This window comes from Deltaproteobacteria bacterium (assembly GCA_019310525.1).
GTDB lineage: Bacteria > Desulfobacterota > DSM-4660 > Desulfatiglandales > HGW-15 > JAFDEE01.
Genome location: JAFDEE010000006.1, coordinates 30,728 through 49,863, shown reverse-complemented (window position 1 = coordinate 49,863; position 19,136 = coordinate 30,728). Strand labels below are relative to the sequence as shown.

At 54.6% G+C, this 19,136-nt stretch carries 17 protein-coding genes; 11 read left to right on the top strand and 6 right to left on the bottom strand.

Going from position 1 to position 19,136, the window contains the following annotated elements; genetic code table 11:
• Positions 1-321: 321 nt before the first annotated feature.
• The 9 genes from JRF57_01580 to JRF57_01540 all read left to right on the top strand — a co-directional run bounded on the left by JRF57_01580 (position 322) and on the right by JRF57_01540 (position 9,429).
• Positions 322-759, top strand: a complete 438-nt coding sequence (locus tag JRF57_01580) for an Lrp/AsnC family transcriptional regulator (protein MBW2302383.1) — start codon at positions 322-324, stop codon at positions 757-759.
• 274 nt (positions 760-1,033) lie between these two features.
• Entirely contained in the window at positions 1,034-2,347 is a 1,314-nt protein-coding gene (locus JRF57_01575; protein MBW2302382.1) for an ABC transporter substrate-binding protein, read from the top strand.
• A gap of 119 nt (positions 2,348-2,466) precedes the next feature.
• On the top strand, positions 2,467-3,180 hold the full coding sequence (locus JRF57_01570; GenBank protein MBW2302381.1) for an ABC transporter ATP-binding protein: 714 nt from the start codon (positions 2,467-2,469) through the stop codon (positions 3,178-3,180).
• 3 nt (positions 3,181-3,183) lie between these two features.
• Entirely contained in the window at positions 3,184-3,894 is a 711-nt protein-coding gene (locus tag JRF57_01565; GenBank protein MBW2302380.1) for an ATP-binding cassette domain-containing protein, read from the top strand.
• A 16-nt stretch (positions 3,895-3,910) separates the two neighbouring features.
• The gene (locus JRF57_01560; GenBank protein ID MBW2302379.1) at positions 3,911-4,768 is read left to right on the top strand and encodes a branched-chain amino acid ABC transporter permease; all 858 of its coding nucleotides are present in this window, start codon (positions 3,911-3,913) and stop codon (positions 4,766-4,768) included.
• Positions 4,752-5,702: a branched-chain amino acid ABC transporter permease gene (locus JRF57_01555; protein MBW2302378.1), complete on the top strand. Its 951-nt coding sequence runs from the start codon at positions 4,752-4,754 to the stop codon at positions 5,700-5,702. Before JRF57_01560 ends, JRF57_01555 begins: the two co-directional genes overlap by 17 nt.
• Positions 5,703-5,770: 68 nt before the next feature.
• Positions 5,771-6,814 carry a leucyl aminopeptidase gene (locus JRF57_01550; protein ID MBW2302377.1) on the top strand — a complete coding sequence of 348 codons (1,044 nt, stop codon included), beginning with the start codon at positions 5,771-5,773 and terminating at the stop codon, positions 6,812-6,814.
• Positions 6,815-7,172: 358 nt separating this feature from the next.
• The gene (locus tag JRF57_01545) at positions 7,173-8,219 is read left to right on the top strand and encodes a leucyl aminopeptidase (protein ID MBW2302376.1); all 1,047 of its coding nucleotides are present in this window, start codon (positions 7,173-7,175) and stop codon (positions 8,217-8,219) included.
• 241 nt (positions 8,220-8,460) lie between these two features.
• On the top strand, positions 8,461-9,429 hold the full coding sequence (locus tag JRF57_01540; protein ID MBW2302375.1) for a M20/M25/M40 family metallo-hydrolase: 969 nt from the start codon (positions 8,461-8,463) through the stop codon (positions 9,427-9,429).
• Positions 9,430-9,493: 64 nt separating this feature from the next.
• Here the strand turns inward: JRF57_01540 and JRF57_01535 are convergent, their stop codons facing one another.
• The 6 genes from JRF57_01535 to JRF57_01510 form a co-directional block, all read right to left on the bottom strand.
• Positions 9,494-9,697, bottom strand: coding sequence for a hypothetical protein (locus JRF57_01535; GenBank protein MBW2302374.1), 204 nt, complete (start codon positions 9,695-9,697; stop codon positions 9,494-9,496).
• Positions 9,694-12,570 carry a HEAT repeat domain-containing protein gene (locus JRF57_01530; GenBank protein MBW2302373.1) on the bottom strand — a complete coding sequence of 959 codons (2,877 nt, stop codon included), beginning with the start codon at positions 12,568-12,570 and terminating at the stop codon, positions 9,694-9,696. The genes JRF57_01535 and JRF57_01530 overlap by 4 nt, the downstream gene beginning before the upstream one ends.
• 265 nt (positions 12,571-12,835) lie before the next feature.
• Positions 12,836-13,645, bottom strand: a complete 810-nt coding sequence (locus tag JRF57_01525; protein MBW2302372.1) for an energy-coupling factor transporter transmembrane protein EcfT — start codon at positions 13,643-13,645, stop codon at positions 12,836-12,838.
• A complete protein-coding gene (locus JRF57_01520) occupies positions 13,645-14,493 on the bottom strand; it encodes an energy-coupling factor transporter ATPase (GenBank protein ID MBW2302371.1) in 849 nt (282 codons plus the stop codon). The genes JRF57_01525 and JRF57_01520 overlap by 1 nt, the downstream gene beginning before the upstream one ends.
• Positions 14,490-15,041, bottom strand: coding sequence for a biotin transporter BioY (locus JRF57_01515; protein ID MBW2302370.1), 552 nt, complete (start codon positions 15,039-15,041; stop codon positions 14,490-14,492). Before JRF57_01515 ends, JRF57_01520 begins: the two co-directional genes overlap by 4 nt.
• Entirely contained in the window at positions 15,038-16,063 is a 1,026-nt protein-coding gene (locus JRF57_01510) for a biotin--[acetyl-CoA-carboxylase] ligase (protein ID MBW2302369.1), read from the bottom strand. Before JRF57_01510 ends, JRF57_01515 begins: the two co-directional genes overlap by 4 nt.
• Before the next feature lie 230 nt (positions 16,064-16,293).
• Between JRF57_01510 and JRF57_01505 the strand changes: the two genes are divergently transcribed.
• Positions 16,294-17,622 carry a glutamine synthetase gene (locus tag JRF57_01505; protein ID MBW2302368.1) on the top strand — a complete coding sequence of 443 codons (1,329 nt, stop codon included), beginning with the start codon at positions 16,294-16,296 and terminating at the stop codon, positions 17,620-17,622.
• Positions 17,623-17,721: 99 nt separating this feature from the next.
• Positions 17,722-18,954, top strand: coding sequence for a hypothetical protein (locus JRF57_01500; GenBank protein MBW2302367.1), 1,233 nt, complete (start codon positions 17,722-17,724; stop codon positions 18,952-18,954).
• Positions 18,955-19,136: the final 182 nt, after the last annotated feature.

Genomic DNA, 19,136 nt, shown 5'->3' with positions numbered 1-19,136 from the left:
AAGTAAGACCACGATAGCCTTCAAGGGATTTCAAGATCTGGGATGAAGGGCCTTTGTTTTTGAACCTGTCAACCCAAACGCCCCCGGACAACCCTTCCATAAATCAGGTTCATACCGACACTACAGCGATTCTCAACGGTGCATCTTTCCGGGGGATACAGTGATTGATTCCATGGAGAGGCATCTTGAGAAGATTGTTTTGTTTTTCAACTTTTTTGGTATTTGCTAAAAGAAAATATTTTTTTGTTGACAAATGCAAAACGATCTATGAAAATTTTAATTAAAAGTAATCAGAAATTGAGAACTCCAAGGGCTATGGATATGGATGAAATCAATCTGGCGATCGTCCGTCACCTGTGGAACGGGCGCAAACCTTACGCTGAGATCGCCAAGGATCTGGGAATGACCACTAATACCGTGCGGAATCGGGTCAATAAGCTTATCAAGGCCGGCATACTGCAGATAATTGGGCTTGTGGACCCTAAGGCAGTATCAGGGCATTATTCGGCGTTCATGGCCTTCAAGGTTGAACCGAGCAAGGTGGGCCAGGTTCTTGAGCAGATCGGGAACATGAAAGGTGTGGTCATGGCGAGTGGTGTCAGCGGGCGCTATGATATCATGGCCGTCATGTTCTTTAACCAAGAGTTCTCACATGAGAGATTCATATTTGAGGAACTCCCGAAAGTGGACGGTCTTTTGGCGGTTGAGACCTTTTTTTGCGAAAGAGGAGTCCACTGGCAGCTTCGGTATGTGCTCTGATCCGGGTATCTGGCATCCGGTTTGACCTTGCATAACCTTCCGCAGTTCGGGCTCCTTGTGGAGGGCAAAGACCCGAACGTGGCGTTTCATAGCGGTAATTGATTCAGTCGGTCGTTCCATTCATCAAACTCAACAGACTCTGTTGAGGGGGCAACACGCCTTCAAACATTCGCCTACCACCCCCTCTGGTTTTGGAAGTTTTAGGAACAAAGAAGCACAACCTTTTTTGGCAGGCCGACCATAACCTGTCACACACAAGAAAGGAGGGGGGGAAATGCATTATCCTGGTTTCTTCCGAAAACAAGAGGTGAAAGCGATCACCGTAACCTTGGCTGGCTTGCTGCTGTTGGTCTTTTTGTTTTCAACAGCGACAGTAAAGGCCGACGACAAGGTCATACGGCTGCTGGGAACAGTGTCCCAGTCAGGGGCGGCTGGAAACATCGGACCGGCTTATGATCGAGCCATGCGGCTGGCGGTAAAGGAGATCAATGCAGCAGGGATTAAGGGGTTTTCAAAAGTCGAGTATAAGGTCATTGACATCGAAACCAAACCCTCGGTTTTTTCACGAAAACTTAAGAGAGAGGTTCAGATCTGGAAACCCGATGTGGCTGCCGGGGCCGCCCTGGAAACCACCATCAGGGTGCCCTGCAAGGACGCTTCCAAGTACAAGCTTCCCTACTTCGTAGGCGGACACCTGAGCGTAACCAAGTACATGCCCCCCGGGAACGTACCGGTGAGCAAGTGGGTCGCTTATTACGGTTACGCGAGTTTTTTCGCCGGACAGCTTGCAGGTAAATTTTTTCATGAGATGGGCGCAAAAAGAGTAGCCTTCCTGGGCGGGGACTACGACTGGGGATACAGCAACAGTCTCGGTCTCAAGGATTACTGGGAGAAGAACGGAAGGCCTTTTGAGATCGTGCCCGTACTGTATACTCCATTGGACAAGACGGATTACTCCACAGAGGTTCAGATCATAAAGGACGCCAAACCTGACGCCTTGTTCTGTCCCTATTCCGGGGCCGGCTGGTTCAGCGCCGCCAAGCAGTTGGCTGCCGCCGGAGCCAAGCCGAAGTACTTCCTCTATGGCACCACGTATTCCAACATGGGAGGTGCCAAGATTACAGGTGTGAAAGGCGCCAAGAACATTTACACCCTGGCCGATCATGATCCTGGTAGTCCAGCGTGGAAGGAGTTCGTGAGGAAGTGGAAGGCCGAGTACGGCAAAGACGCCTACCCGGAGGCATACACAAACAACTACTATCAGGCGGTGTATTGGGCCATCAGAGCCTTTGAGGCCGCAGGCACCAAAGACCGTGAAAAGGTCATGGAAACCATGCTTAAAACTTCCTTCCAGAACGTCTGCATCAGTCCTATGGGCCCTCTGGGACCTTTTGGCAGCAATATGGGTGCAAGGGCAGGTATCGTTAAATTCGAACCTGGTGCTGGTGAACTGGACCCCGGCTTTGGCCTTCATCCCGTGCTGATCAAAATTTTTTCCACCCCGAAGATGAATATCAAGGAGGTGATGGCCCAGATCAAAGGGAAAGAACGCCTCATGCAGGGGAAGACTTACCCCATGGGCAAGTAAGGTTGCTATCCTACATGCCGGCCCCCTGAAAAAGGGGCCGGCATTGGGGATGGTTTCCCGGGCCGGATAATTCAATGTAAATTTCCTTTCAGCCGGAGAGCAGAATAGGCGTTGGACCCATGTTGGATGTAACGAATGTGGAGATTTCGTTCGGCGGACTCAAAGCGCTGGACGATGTAAGCATTCATGTGGAGGAGGGGTCTATATGCAGCCTCATCGGGCCCAACGGAGCCGGAAAGACGACCCTGTTCAATGTCATAACCGGTGTGTTGCGGGCTGATGCCGGAGTTGTCAAGTTTCTGGGCAAAGATATCACCAGACTGCGACCCCATCAAATCTGTCGGGCGGGGATAGCCAAAACCTACCAACTCAGAAATAACTTTCCCAATCTGACCGTTTTCGAAAATATAAGATCAGGCTTTCTAAAGGACCCCATCAGCAAAAGAGAGAGAACGATACGCACCCATGAGGTGTTGGAGTTGTTGGGATTGGATGACAAGGCTGACACCTTGGTTTCCAATCTTCCGCCTCTTGACAGCAAACTGGTGGATCTGGGGAGGGCCTTGGCTACCAGCCCCAAGTTGATCTTGCTGGATGAGTTGATCGGGGGACTTCTTTCCGCCGAAACCGATCATGTCTGCGATATCGTCCTCGACCTGCGCGATCGAGGGTATACCATCTTCCAGATTGGTCACGAGATGAAACCCATTATGCGGACCTCTGACAAGATATTTGTGCTGGATCAAGGATGCCCCATTGCCGAAGGCACGCCCGAGGAGATCAGAACCAATCCAGCCGTGCTGGCCTGCTACTTGGAAACGGAGGAGGAATAGCTTTTGTCCGATCCTATACTCAAAGTGTCAGGACTGATAACCAACTACGGCCAGATCACGGCCTTGAAGAATATCAGTTTTGAGGTTTTTGAGCATGAAATCATTGGGATTGTGGGCCCGAACGGATCCGGCAAGACCACTTTGCTGGAGACCATAGCCGGCACCTTGAGAAACAAGGAAGGGATGATCTCCTTTTTGGGGAGGCGCATCGACGGCTTGTCCGTGAGGGAACGCCGACGAATGGGACTCATGCTGGTGCCCCAAGAAAGATACATCTTTCCCATGATGCAGGTAAGAAAAAACCTGGAAGTCGGTGGCGTGCTTGTCAGCTCCCAAAGAGTCAACCGGTTGATCGAGTATGTGCATTCTCTTTTCCCGGTCCTAAAGGATAGGGGTACCCAAAGCGCCCATACATTGAGTGGAGGGCAGCAGAAGATGCTGGCCGTGGGAATCGGTATCGTTTCCGATGCGAATCTGCTGCTCATCGACGAACCCTCCATCGGCCTGGCTCCCAAGCTGGTCACCCGGCTTTTCAGTAATCTCAGCCAGATCAGGAATGAGACCGGTAAAGCGCTTTTTCTGGCTGAGCAAAACATCAAGATATTGCGAATCGCCGATCGGATCATCGGATTGGAAGGCGGAGAGATCAAGTTCATAGAAAAATCATCCAACCTGGACGACAGAACGCTGCAAGACCTGTACATGGGACAGTGATTTCAAGGTGAGAGCCATGATTCTTACGGGCATAATAAACGGCATCATAATGGGCGGCATTCTCTCTTTACCCGTATTGGGAGTAGCCGTGGTTTACGGCATAACAGGCATTCCCAATTTTGCCATCGGCCTGATCGGCGTATTCGGGGGTTTTGTGACCTGGTATTTTTTATCTTACAATCTGGGACTGGCCTTGATCCTGGGTGTAGGGGTCTGCTTCCCCATTGGCTATTTCCTGCAGAAGATTCTTCTGACTCCCATCAGCAACAGGGGAGGAGACGCAATCCTTTTCTTCGTCATCACCATCTCCCTCGGGTTTGTTTTTGAGGGCCTGACCAGGGCCATATTTCCCCGCCCCAGTATCTCCATTGCATTGCCCTACCTGGGCAGCTTCACGGTCGGCGGAGTGACAGTAGAAGTGATAAAGCTGTTGGCCCTGGTTTTCGCCCTAAGTACCCTTACCGCCATCCGCCTTTTGGAGATTCACACAAAACCCGGCCAGTCCTGGCAAGCCACCTCCCGTAACCTGAAGTTGGCCAAGCTGGTGGGTGTCAACACCGACAGGGTTTATGCCGTGGCTCATGGCATCGGTTGCTCCCTGGCCTGTATCGGGGCCATTTTCTGGGGCTCCCTTTACAACCTGAACGTGTTAAGCGGGTGGGAGTTGGGTTTTCTTGGTTTCATCATCGCTGTTGTGGGAGGTATCGGGAATGTCTGGGGCGGCATGTTGAGCGCCTTGCTGATGGGCCTGGTATTGAGTTTCAGTGGGTACTTCCTGGACGGCAACTGGCAAAGTGTACTCCTCTATGCCATTGTCATCACTGTGCTGATTGTGTCCCCGAGAGGTATTTTGGGCAGTGAAAGAGCACTATAAACACATTATGACCCTGGTTGTATTGGCGGTTCCAAGTCTTTTCGTGCTGTGGGGCGGCTATTTGCAGGAGATTTCTGGTCACGTTCTTCTCTTTATGATTCAGGGATATGTGGCCTGGTTCTTGCTTTACAAGGCCGGCCAGCCCTTTTTTGGCTATTCGGTGACCATGTCGCTGGGTGCATACGGAACCATCGTTCTGACCGAGATATACCATTGGCCGATTTTGCTCTCAATGGTCATGGGATCGTTGATGTCCTGCGTGGTGGGGGTGGGGATTTTCCTGAGCACGTGCCGGGCCAAGGGGTTTTATGTGGGGATGGCTTCTTTTCTTTTGGCCATTCTGTTTCCCAAGGTGATCGACGCCCTTAAACCCATCACAGGCGGACGCAACGGACTTTACTTCGACGGCATTCAGGCCTTAGTGGACCCAAATACATATTATGTGGTCCTTGTTGTTTGTACCTTGCTTATCGTGGGATTTCTATTTTGGCTGATGACCACCAGAACGGGACAAATCCTGACCCTTATTGCCGAGAACGACGATCTGGCCCAGACTGTCGGTATCAACACCATGAAATACAAGGTGCTGGCTTATGGAATCATGGGACTGCTCTCCGGTTTCGGTGGTGCCCTCTACGTCAATTTTACAGGATTCATATCCTCGGTGGACATTGAGGTATTCACCACGATTTATATCTATTTCATTCCCCTTCTGGGGGGGAGAAGCCTGTGTTACGGCCCCCTGCTGGGAACCCTCATCGTGATTCTGCTCCCGGATATCTTCTCCGGGGTGGAGCGCTATCAAAGGATACTCTTCGGACTGATATTCGTTTTGGTTCTGGTCTTTCTTCCCGAGGGAGTCGGCCCCAGCGTGGAACGATACGCAAAAAGATTGACACAAGGATTCAGAAGGGGCCCTGTAACCGCCGGTTGAGAGGGGCCGACGCCTTCCCGACCTTTTGAATGAACAAGCTGAATGAGTCATAGAAAAGGAGAGAGATAATGATTGGCAGTCAAGAGCTTGAGCTGGCCGTGTCCTGTCATAAGACAATCTTTAATATCTTGGAGGTCAAGCCCGGCGAGACCTTACTCATAACCATCGACTCCAAAGCTGATTTTAGTATTGCCGAGGGCATGGCCCGGGCCGGAGAATGTGCCGGCGCCAAGACCATGATCGCATACCACTCCACCCCACCCGGCTATGGCAAGGTGGGAGACCCCTACCTTCCGGACTCCCTTTATGGGGCTATCCTCAGGGCCGATGCCTGGGTGGAACTCAACAACCAGTGGCTTCTTTACAATTCCGCCTGGGAGGAGGCCATGCGGGAAGGCACGAAAACCCGCTATTTGTTCCTGGGAGGGCTCGACGTGGACATGATCAATCGCTGCATCGGGGCTATTGATCTCAAGGCTTTGCGTGAGTTTATGACCGCAGTGGTGGAAATGACCCATGCCGCAAAAGAGATGCGCATCACCACTCCGGCCGGCACCGACGTGTCCTTTACAAACGCAGGTCGAGCGGTCACCAATGAATGCCATGCCTCAACGCCCGGCCCGCACTTCCTGTTGGGCCAGATCGGATGGGCGCCTTTGGAAGAGACCATCAACGGCGAGATCGTTTTTGATGGTTCTTTTTCCGGTGGCGGACCTGCCGACCTGGGTATCCTCAAAACGCCCATCAAATTGGTTGTGGAAAAGGGACGTATCGTGGACATTGTAGGCGGTGAGGAAGCGAAATTCCTGGCCGATTGGCTGAAGAACTTAAATGATGACAACATGTACAATATGGCCCATGTCTGTTACGGTTTCAATCCAGGCGCGCGGCTTTCGGGCCTCTGCACCGAGGATGAGCGGATCTGGGGCAGTACCGAGTGGGGCTTCGGCTACCAGGGGCCGTTTTTCGAGGGAAACGCGGGTGAGGCGGTAACCCATTGTGATGGCATCTGCCTTAACTCATCAGTGTGGCTGGACGGCCGCCAGATTTTGGATGAAGGAAAGGTGATCGACCCTAAACTTGCCGAGTTGGCCAAGCCCTTGGGAAAGTAAACTACTATCGGCTGAAACCTATAGCTTTAGGGGCCAAGGGTTCAGGGTTCAAGGGTCCAAGTGAAAATCATTTCATCTCAAATCCTTTTTCTCACTTGACCCCTGGACCCCTCGACTCCTTGAACCCCGTTTTATGTGAGGGGCTGAGGAGTCAAGTGAAATGCATTGAGGTCGGCTTATTTCGGTTCTTCAATAATCACTCGGCCACTTGAACCCTTGGATCCTTGAACCCTACTCAAAGAAATGAACGAATTGAAGTCTTCGCCTGAAGACGCAGGTTTCTCTCATTTCCCGAATGGGACAATAATCGGCAAGCCGAAAGGCCTCCCAGAGGCCCGGGAACAGGAGGCGATAAGTTATGCCTACCAGCAAAGACCTCGAATTGTTTAAAGCGGCCTATAAAACCGTTAAGGAGATAATCCGAATCAAAGAGGGGGAAAGCCTTTTAATTACCATCGATTCCATCAGCGACTTCAGAGTGGCGGAAGAGATGGCCAAGGCGGGCGAGGCCCTGGGAGCAAAGGTAATGGTGGCCTGGCACACTACTCCCAGGGGCTACGGCAAGGCCTGTGACCCTTATCTGCCGGAACCCCTTTTCGCTGCTTGCCCTGCGACAGACGCCTGGATCGAACTGAACAACCAGTGGCTTCTATATGGGACCCCTTGGACACGGGCGGTAACGAATGGGCGTACACGAAACCTTATGCTAGGAGGTTTGTCTACTGATCAATTGATCCGCTGTATAGGAGAAGTGGATATCCAGGCCCAAATTGCATTCCAGGAAAAGGTTGTTGAGATAACGAAGCGAGCAAAGGAAATGAAGATCGTAAATGCGGCGGGAACGAACGTCACTTTTGAAAACCATCCCGATCGTCCTTTTGCAAATGAACACATAGCGGATACACCAGGGGGGCATTTTCTCATAGGCCAGATCGGCTGGGCACCGAAGGAGGATACTATTAATGGAACCATTGTTTTTGACGGGGCTATTTCGGGCGGCGGTGAAGCAGACATAGGGGTTGTATCAGAACCTGTTGTTTACGAAGTTGAAAATGGAAGAATCCAGGAGATCAGAGGGGGTAAAGAAGCCGAGATCGTAAAGAAATGGTTCGAAAAATTGGATGATCCCGATATGTATCTGGCCGCTCATGTCTGCTATGGTTTCAACCCAAGGGCGAAACTTGGGTATGCTACTACGGAAGATGAAAGGGTGTGGGGATGTACAGAATGGGGTTTCGGTTATCAGGGCCCCATGTATTCGGGAGGAGAGCCGAGAGAGGCTGCATCCCATATAGATGGGATCAGCCTGGCGTGTTCCGTGACCTGCGATGGCCAGTCCATAACCAGGGAAGGTGAGGTGGTTCACCCGGAACTGCGGGACCTGGCAAAGGCTTGTGGACACTAAAGGGGGTTTCACCGTTGCTTAGGGGTCCATAAAGGGACCCGTAGGTGGGCTTGGTGCCGGAAGGGGAAAAAGATTTGATACTCAAGACGGCGGCGGTTTTTGATGAGCCGGGAAATATGGTGAGGAAAGATTCATGGAACAAGAGTTAATAGAGACTTTTTTCAGGATGGTTCGGATCAGCAGCGAATCCGGCAATGAGAAGGATTTCATCGGTTATCTCAAAGGCTTATTTTCAAAGGAATTGGGAGCCGAATGCTTTATAGATGATTACGGAAACTTGATAGCTAAGGTGCCTGCCAGGAATTCAAGTTCCGATAGATCTGTGCTTTTCGGGGTTCATGCGGATACGGTCAAACCTGGTATCGGCATTGAACCCGTACTTGAAGGTCAAATCATAAGATCTCGAGGAAATACTATACTTGGTGCGGATGACAAGGCAGGTATTGCAGAACTCGTAGAGGCGATAAAGACAGTCGACCGTCACCCTCCAATAGAGATCGCGGTGTCAAGAGAAGAAGAGATCGGGTTCAAAGGGGCCAAGAATATCGACACCTCCCTTCTTAAATCGGATTTTGGGTTCGTGATGGATTCAGACAGCTTAGAGGACATTATCATCGGCGGCCCGTCTTACATGAGTATCAAAGTGGATATCACCGGTAGATCGGCCCATGCGGGAATGGAGCCGGAAAAAGGCATATCTTCCATCAAGGCTGCGTCATATGCGATATCCATGATAAAAGAAGGATGGGTGGATGATGAGACAACAGTGAACGTTGGGGTCATCCGGGGCGGGGAGGTCCTCAATGCGGTGCCGGAAAAAACGGAAGTAAAGGTTGAGTGTCGCAGTCAAACGCATGAGAAATGCCTTGGGAGGAGTGAATTGATAGGCCGGATATTTCAAAATGCAGCGGAGTCTATCGGAGCAAAGGCGGAGATCACTATGGAACTCCTGGTGAAATGCTACCAGGTTCCGGAAGACGCTGAATCGGTAGCAATTGCCAAAAGGGCGATTGTCAGTGCAGGTCTTGCCCCTAATACCAAAGTCATATGCGCCGGGACCGATGCCGCTATTTATAATGAAAAGGGAACAGAAACGGTGGTTATGGGGATAGGGGTGCGGTCGGAACACACAAAAGAGGAGCATATTACTGTTGGAGACATGATGAAGAGCGTTGAAATCATTCGAAATATCTTGAAGGAGACCTGCTGAACCGTGAAAAGCGAAAAGGGGTCGTCCTTATTCATAATCACCTTTACTCTCCTCAATTTGATGATTAAGAAGACATCCTGCCCTTTCCGGAGCCCCAATCAAAGGTCTGATGGGGCATCTCAACCCGGAGCGGGGTCTCCCCGACGACTACCCGGAGCCTGACGATCTCCGGCAGGATCCGGATTTCCGATAAAACGCCCTTGAACCGGTTCACGTTTGGATAAAGCGGGACATTCCTAATTTCATATTTCGAATATCTAAATTTCATTGACGTCCCTGCTTATCCAAGGCGCTTTCAGCGGCCCGTCTCACCCCTGGGTGGGGATCCTCGAGATAGGGTCGGATGGCTTCTTCCACCCTGGGGCCTTTGATCCTTCCTAGGGCCCTGAGTAAAAGGATCCGGGAAGAAGGTCTAGATGACTTTTTCAGAGCGGATGCGAGGAGATCGACTGCACTGTCTCCGAAGCGTGCAAGTGAGAGGACAGCCGCATCCCGCACCCACCTGTCGGTGTCATACAAGGTATGGATGATCCCGGGAAGGGCGGGGGAGTACTCCATTTGTCCCAGGGCGTAAACCGCCGCCTTTCTAATGGCGGGGTCCGGGTCACCTAGGTAATGGGCGATGCGCTTCCCGATCGGGTCGGAATTCTCTATACTCTCTATCCAGCTTTCAAGGGTGGAGATCACTCTTTCTGAATGACGGAAGAGGAGGCCGGCACAATCCCTGTAATATTTTTTCCCCTCTCCCGTGACCGGCCCCTTTTCGAAGCGCTTGTAAGTGCGGTAATCCAGGGGCACGGCCCGTGCCAAGACGGAAAGGGCCTTGGCGGGATTTCCCTTCTTAAGGAGATAGGTGTCAATGGGTTTCGGAGACTTACAGGTCCGGGCCTTGATAAAGGCCTCCCGCATGGGGAGCAAGTCTCTCAGGCGTTTTTTCTCCAGGGTCTGACCCAGGGCCCGTATGGCTTGCGCCCTCACCTTCCAGGAAGGATGGTCCAAGAAAGACAAACAGCTCGCAACGTCTTTGGAATCCCTGAGCCTTCCGAGCTGGAAAAGGATCCTGGAGGCAAGCAAGGGGCCGGCGGATTCCAGTTTCTTTCTCAAAAAAGAAAGGGACTGGAAGGCGTGCACCATGAAAAAGCGGTCCATGAAAAGGAGACTCAATACGTCGGGTGTATCCAGTAGATTCACCATGACCGGGGAGGATTCCCGGCCCGGGAGTTCGAGTAGTTCTTCCTTTGCCTCTACCGGGAGTTCTCTTTCATGGCCCCAATGTGATGCCACAGCCAGCAGCCTCTGCACCTTTTCGGGAAGGGGGGCCTGTTGCGCCCTGTCCATCTGTTTCAGCAGCCGCGCTTTCTCCTCCTCCTTTTCAAGTCGCGCAGGTTCGGGCTTTTTCGGCGGGGACTCGGGGAGAGCCAGGTGGGGACTGGAGGAGACCCTTTGCTCGCCGTCGATTCCTACGCCCCATGGGGTAGAGCCCCAGGTTCGGCCGTTCCCGCCCGGGGACGAGTACCTGTCCTTGCCCCCGGCGTCCAGGAAGATTCCAAGCCCTCCCGACCGCCTTGATTTCGTGAGATGTCCCACTCCCATTCCGCTCTTGTTGTCGTATCCGTCGTCGCCCCCGTTATCCACGAACAGGCCGATTCCGTTGGCCTCAGAGGCCCCGAGGCACAGCCAGTCCGAAAAATAGGTGTCCTGCCCGCTCTCATTTATGAGGAGGCCCACCCCGCAGTCGTGGCCGCAGCCCTGGGAGACCGCCCAGGAGACGGTGTGATCGTCTCCATCCGCGTCCAGGAGCATGCCAAGGGAATAATGAATCCCGGCCCCTTGGGCATATCGCCTTGCAACATAGGTGTCCTTGCCCCGTTCATCGTAGAGCACCCCCACACCCATCCAGTAAGAGGCCCCCTGACCGAAATACTGGCATTGGTAGTGGTCGTTTCCCGTGGCGTCGGCCAGGAGGGCGAATCCTCCCCCGGTGAGGTTCCGCATCCCAACGGCGAATCCCTGGGCCATGCTTTGGTTCATGCCGGGTTCCCTTCGGTCGGGTGTTTTTCTGCCTGCCAGGTAGCGGTCGTTTCCGGAAAGATCTGCCAGGCAGGAGACGCCGAGAACCTCGGCGTAGGCCTGTCCGGCCTTACGGCACAGGTAGACGTCTTCTCCTCCGAGGTCGGCAAGCCCTCCCCATCCCCAGAGGGATGCGGCCTGGGTGAAACTTTCTCCGAGGTAGGTATCCGAACCGCCGCCGTCAAGCAGCAGCCCGATTCCGAAAATGCCTGCTCCCTGGGAGCACCGTCCCGCGCTGTAAAGATCGTCTCCGCCCATATCCCAGAGGATGCCGATTCCCCGCAGTCCCGCCCCCTGGGAAAGGTCACCGCCTATGTAGGAATCATTTCCCCGCAGGTCCAGGACCAGCGAGCATTTTCCGTCACGGCCCGAGGCAACCGGGCCCCGGTAAAGGTCGTCTCCTCCCAGGTCCAGGACCAGGGCCGCCTCTCCCTCGTGGATATCCGGCCCCGTGCCGCCGATCACCACCCTGCCGATCGGGGTCATGAAGGAAAGGGATGGAAAATCCGCCAATAGAGCCCCTTCCCTTTGAAGCAGATCCGCAGCCCTTTCCAGGGCCTCGGCGAGAACCAGGCCGGCACGGAGAATCGCTTTCCGATCGGTCTTCTCGGCGGCCGCCAAGGCTTGTCGCGCCTCTTCGATTCGGAAAAGGTCTTCGGAGTCCTGGTCCTCAACCATCCCGGGGACACCGGAGGGATAAAGGTATTTCTCGAGGAGCGCGGCCTCGCCGGGGTGGAGATTCTCCGTCAGGGGAGTCAGCCATTCGTGGGCCCGTCCAAGGGCATCCAGGAGAATGCGGACAGCCCGGTCCAGGGGATCCGGGAGGTGGAGTGGAAGGGGATAGCGGATGAGCACTGTTGGAGGCCGGGGCATGGCAGGCGCAAGATCAGCGGGTGCCGCAAGGGAGGCCAGGAATCGGCTGGGTCGGTCCGCGGCCCGGAGAATTTCCCGGGCCGAACCTTGGGCCTCGGCAGGGGCGGAAAGGGGGTCTTTCATCCACCTGGAGAATAACCCGAAGACGAAATCGCTCCCTGAGAGATCGGGCCGCATGTAGACATCCTTTTTGCTCATGCCCAGGGTCCCGAGGGCCCGGTCCAGGAGGTCCGCTTCCGGGGGTTCCTTCCCCAAAAGGCAGGAAGGATAGGAAAGGGAGAAAAAAATCCAGGCCAGGAATCCGAAGACAAGCCGACCCGCAAGAAACTTCCCGGGGTTCCCTTTCCCGTGAGGGGAAATCGCAGTCGTACAGTAATGTTTTGAGATGGTTTCACCCCCTCCTGTGATCTGTAATCGGCGAATACCGTTTTTAGGGAAAAAAGTATAGTCGAGGTGTACCGCTTCAGCAAGCCGGGAAGGAGGGAAGGAGGTCCTTTAGGAGAAAGGGGAGTCCGGAGCAGAGGATTACCGCCGCCAAGGCCAGGAAGTCCTTATACCTCAATTTGAGTTCCCTCATGGAGGTCCGGGCCCCCCGGCCGTAACCCCTGCTTTCCATGGCCATGGCCAGATCGTCCGCCCTCCGAATCGAGTTGTTCAGAAGGGGTGTCAAGAGGAACAGGATGCTTCGGGCCCTTTTCTTGAGACCCCCGGTGCCGAAGGCGGCGCCGCGGGCCATCTGGGCCTCGCGGATCATCCGGATCTCTTCAAGGAGGGTCGGGACGAACCGAAGGGCCAGGGAGACCATGAGTGCGACGTCCCGGGACGAGATTCCCAGAATATTCAGGGGGCGCAGTAACCATTCGAGGCCGCAGACCAGTTCGGAAGGGGAAGTGGTGAAGGTCAAGAACGATGCACTCATGAGGAGCAGGGCGAACCGCCAGATCACGAGAGTTCCTTTGAGGAGGCCTTCGTATGTGACGGTGATCCGCCAGTCCGGAAAAGGTGGAATGGGAGCGCCCCCGGTGAACAGGAGATGGATCCCGAAGAGGAGCAGTAGAAAGGGCAGGGCTGGCTTCAATGCCCGGAGAAACGCGCCGGCCGGGATTCGGGACAAGGGGATGAGGGAGAGAAGGAACAGGGTGAAGACGGCTGCCGCCGCCGGCTGGGAATTGAGGATCACGAGGCTCAGGAGGATCACGCTGAGGGTCTTGGTTCGAGGATCCAGGCCGTGAATCAGGGAGTTTGAAGGAATGAATTGACCAAGGGCGTACATCAGCTTCCCTTTTGTCCCTCTCCGGGGTGCGGGATCAGGGCCGACAGAGCCCAGCAGGCGTCTTTCACGCTCAGAACCCCTGGAGGGACATCGACACCTATCCGGCGTAGTCTCCAGAAAAGATCCGTTACGACCGGCACGTCCAGGCCCAGGTCCCGGAGCTGTTCCAGCCTGGAGAAGACCTCTCTCGGGGCCCCGTCCAGGACGATTCGGCCCCGGTCCATGACAAGGACCCGGTCTGCGCCCGTGATCTCGTTCATGTCGTGGGAAACGTGGATCACAGTGATGCCTCGCTCATTAAGGGCCTGGATTGCGCCGAGAACCCGCTTTCGCCCTCCCGGGTCCAGAAAGGAGGTGGGTTCGTCAAGGGCGATGTGGCGGGGGTCCATGGCCAGGACCCCGGCAATGGCCACCAGTTGTTTTTCCCCGCCTGAGAGGGCATGGGGAGGGCTCTGGGCATATGCAACCATTCCCACCGTCTCAAGGGATCGTCGTACCCTCCTGCGGATCTCTCCGGGATCCAGGCCCAGGTTCCCGGGGCCGAAGGCGACGTCTTCCTCCACGGTCATTCCGACGATCTGGTTGTCCGGGTTTTGGAAGATCATCCCTACCCTTTGCCTGATTTTTTCAAGGGACTTCGGGTCCCTGGTGTCCAGTCCGTCCACCAGCACGGTTCCCCGGGTGGGAAGGAGCAACCCGTTGAGGTGCCTCAACAGGGTGGTCTTGCCACAGCCGTTGGGACCCACCAGAGCCACGTAGGATCCCTCCTCGATTTGGAGATCAATCCCCCGAAGGACCGGCTCTTTCCCCTTGTCGTAAGCAAAAACCAGGTCTTTGATCGTGATCATAACCGCCCGATCCTCCCCCTGATCCTGTCCCTTAACTTCAAGGTCACGAGGGTTGCGGCCAGGATCTTCAATGCGTCTCCGATCAGGAAAGGGAGAAGTCCCACTGAAAGGGCCTTAACGAGTGTGAACTTGGCCACGAGCATCAGTTGAAGGATTCCCAGCAGATAGATCGCGGCGTAACCCAGGATCATGGAAAAAACGATCCATGCAAAGCCGGGCTCCTTCTTGATATCGATGAGTTTTCCGATAAGATACGCCCCGGCCATGAACCCTATGAGGTATCCACCCGTAGGGCCGAGGAGAACACCGAGTCCCGCCTTGCCTCCCGCGAAGACAGGCAGACCGATGATCCCCAGCAGGACGTATACGGCCTGGGCCAAGGCCCCGAGGCCACCTCCCAGGAGGGCCCCGGATAGGGCTGTGAAAAGGGTTTGAAGGGTGATGGGGACGGGGGGAAGAGGTATGATGACGTAAGCCCCCACAGCCGTGATCGCCCCGAGAAGAGAGGCGTAGATCATTCCCCTCAAGGAAATGCCGGTACTTTTCATTGCTTGTCTCCTTTTTCAGTCAAGTTGCGGGATCTTCGCGTGGTTGAAGGTCTTCCGCTCAGGATGTCTCCAGAGAAGATGCGGTGTTCTTCGCCCCGATCATCGACCAAGATCAGGCACCCGCTCGGGTCTACATCGGTGGCCGTTCCGGCAAGTATTCCACCGACCGTCTCCACCCTGACCCTCTTTCCCATCAAAAGGGAGAGTTGTTTCCAGCGGTGCAGGATTGGATCGAAACCGCTCTCCTGGAAGATCCCGTAATACTTCTCACACCAGCGAAGGAAGCCCTGGATCAAGGAAGTCCTCGAGAATTCCGCGCCGGTCTCCCGGAGTAGTGAAGTGGCCCGGGTTTTCAGGCTGGCGGGGAATGACCGGGTGTTGACGTTAAGACCGAGGCCGAGAACCAGGTATTCGACTGCGTCCATCTCGGTCGCGATCTCCGTGAGAATGCCCGCCAATTTCCTGCCATTGACGAGAAGATCGTTCGGCCACTTGATCTTGACGTCAAGTGATGAGGCCTCCATGACGGCCTCCGCCACGGCCACGGCCGCGAGGAAGGTGATTCGGGGAGCCTCGCTTGGAGGGATCCTGGGCCTCAGGATCAGCGAGGCATAGATCCCTTCCCCCTCCGGAGAATACCATTTCCTGCCCAGTCTGCCTCGACCTTTCCCCTGGGCCTCAGCCACCACGAGGGTGCCTTCCGGGGCCCCGGCGGCAGCAAGATCCTTTGAGACCCGGTTGGTCGAATCCGTGACCTCGAAGTGGTGGATTTTCTCCTTCCCGAACCGGCGGGTATTGAGCCCTTCGAGAATCTCCCTGGGAAAAGGGCGGTCGGGGATCTTTTCAAGGAGGTAACCCTTTTTAGGAGAAGACAGGATTTCGTATCCTTCCTCCCGGAGCCCGCGGATGTGTTTCCATATGGCCGCTCGGCTCACGGAGAGCCGTGAACTGAGAGCTTCGCCGGACACCCATCGTCCTTTCTGGCATTTCAGGGAATCCAGCAAGATTTCCCTGATTGACATGGCCGCAGTACCTCCGGTAAGGTAATCGCTCGATTCGGGGTGGATAACATGGGGATCTTTTTTTGTCAACCAAAAAAATTTTTATGGTTTACAATTGAGTCTCCCGGGGCTCGTTTTCCGTGCCGAACCCATAGGGGTCCGGTGGCGGAACCCTGCGGTTTTTCATTCGTTCGGGATCGCAACCGGGAGAAAGACAAATCATAAAAGAACGGAAGCAATAGGGGGATAAAATGAATTGCCGCACGGCCGATGACGTCCTGAGGGTCGTCAAGGAAAAAAATGTGAGCTTTATCCAGTTTTGGTTTACGGATGTGCTGGGGTTCCTGAAAAGCTTTTCGGTCACGCCCTCGGAACTGGAGGAAGGGCTGAGCGAGGGTATGGGATTCGACGGCTCGTCCATCGAGGGGTTTGCGAGGATCCAGGAGAGCGACATGATCGCCATGCCTGATCCGACCACTTTTCAACTGGTGCCATGGCGTCCCTCGGAGAGGCCCGTAGCCCGCATGTTCTGTGACATCCTGAAACCGGACGGGACCCCTTACGAGGGGGATCCCCGTTATGTTTTCAAGAGGCTTCTCAGGAAAGTCGCGGAACGGGGATATACTTTTTACGTGGGCCCCGAACTGGAATACTTCTACTTCAAGGATGATAGGGGAACGGAAGGTCTGGATGAGGGGGGATACTTCGATTCCCGGCCCCTTGACCTGGGAAGCGACCTGAGGAGAGAGACCATCTTTTATCTCCAGGACATGGATATACAAGTGGAATACAGCCACCACGAGGTCGCTCCCAGCCAACATGAGATCGATCTTCGCTACGACGAGGGACTGCGCATGGCGGACAAAACCATGACCTACCGGGTGGCGGTCAAGGAAGTCGCCCGCCAGCACGGATTTTACGCCACCTTTATGCCCAAACCCGTTGCGGGCCGGAACGGGAGCGGCATGCATGTCCATCAATCCCTTTTCAAAGGCGGAAAGAATGCCTTCTACGATGAAGATGACGTTTACCATCTTTCCGACATCGCCAAGCACTATATCGCCGGCCTGATGCACCATGCCCCCGCGATCGCCTCCGTCACCAATCAGTGGGTCAACTCTTACAAGCGCCTGGTCCCGGGATATGAGGCGCCGGTGTACGTTTCCTGGGCGCGGAGAAACCGTTCCGCCATGATCCGGGTCCCCATGTACAAGCCGGGCAAGGAAACCGCCACGAGGATCGAGTTCAGGTCTCCCGACCCTGCCTGCAATCCCTATCTCGCCTTTGCCGTTATGCTGGGTGCGGGTATGGACGGCATTGAGAAGAGAATGGAGTTGCCGGATCCCATCGAGGAGGATATTTTCGAGATGAACCCGGCTGAGAGGAAGGCCCACGGGATAACGGACCTTCCCGGCAATCTCTATGCCGCCATCATCGAGACCGAAGAGAGTGAACTGGTGCAGGAGGTCCTTGGGGATCACATCTTCAACAAGTTCATCGAGAACAAGAAGCTAGAGTGGGATACATACCGGACCCACGTGAGCCGTTTCGAAATCGACCGATACCTCCCCAGGCTGTAAGGGAAAGCTCAAAACAGCTTCTTCCTCTCTCTCAGGATGAGGTGAAATGAGGGAGTCCTGCTGGAAATTTATAAATATAAAAGGAGAAGAAGAGAGAGAATGAAAGACGAAAGAATGATTGCCATCGGCCAGAGCCTTCTGGGTTTCCAGGCGGCCCTCCAGCAGACGGGGTCGAGCCTCCAGGAATACCTCGAAAAGTACTACTACGAGAAATGGATGAGCGATGAGCTTTTTGCTGCGCTGCGCCTGCGTACCACCTTCGTAAACGCCATGCAGCAGTTCCTTGCCGATGAAGGCCTGGTCAATATCGAGCGCCTCCAGATGAGCCCTGTGACCGATCCCTTGGCCCACGACGTGGAGCACGTCCCCTCGATCCAGTACAAGGGCCAGACCTATCTGCTTACCCACAGCATGATCTATGCAAAATTTCTGGCCCTTCACAATCCCGGGATCAAGGGGGTCTTTGTGGACTCACCCAACATCCGGCTGGAGATCGAGAGCCCGGACCGCGTCCAAAGGGGAAAGTATCTGGTCGATTTCAGCCAGATGGATATCGAGCTGCGAAGGAACCGTGATATTGATTATGAAACCTACCTCAATGAGCCGGAGAAGGTCCGAAAGATCCTCGCTGAGGACATGGAGAAGGCCCTGGATTTTTTCGAGCGGTTGATCGTCCACGCCACGACCCGGATCCTGGAGAAGAACGAGGAGGACCTGAAGACCCTGGGTGTGGCCCTGGAAGTGCCCAGGCAACCCTTCCCCCGGTTCAAGTGCGACGAGGCCAAGAAGGCCCACGGAAGGGGATACGAGATAGCCGTCGGGCAGGAGATCCCGGAGACTTTCTTCTGGATCACCGGGATCCTCCGCGAAAACTACGACCTTGTCTACCCCTATATAACTCCGAACGGCAAGTTGCCCCTCTCGAAGGTGACCTCGGATATGATCTACAACTATGATATTTGCGCCAAAGCGATCATCCGGGACACCAAGCGGCAGACCCCGGCCCTCGAGATCTTATCGGGGGCGATCCGGGAGTGGCTCTACGAACCCATCGTGGAGAGGCTGGTGGACAACGAGGTCATTCCTGCCCGGCCCCAGATCGTTGATGGAAACGTAAAGAACATCGACGAGCTGGGAGGGTATGCCCCCTTCCTGTTGATGGCGTCCCACAAGGATCCAGAGGGGTGCTACACCTTCCCGGACTGCATGGGCGGCGGGATCGGAGTGGAGCGGGCCCTGTACGCCATTTGCAGGGGAGCGAAGCTGGAAAAGATCGACGACCTGACTTTTTTCGGGAAAAACCCGGACAGCCATCAGATTTACATGTTCTGACCCGAGGGCGGGGCCCCATTACTGAAAAAGGACTTGACAAGTCGATCAGATGGGTTAATCTGAAAGCCTGAAAGGAACAAAGGGGTTCTATTTCTACATCTTGTCATTGGACAACGGCGTCTGTTCTCTCTCTTTCGGGAGGGAAAGGCGCCTTTTTTATTGATCCAGGGACCCAGGATAAT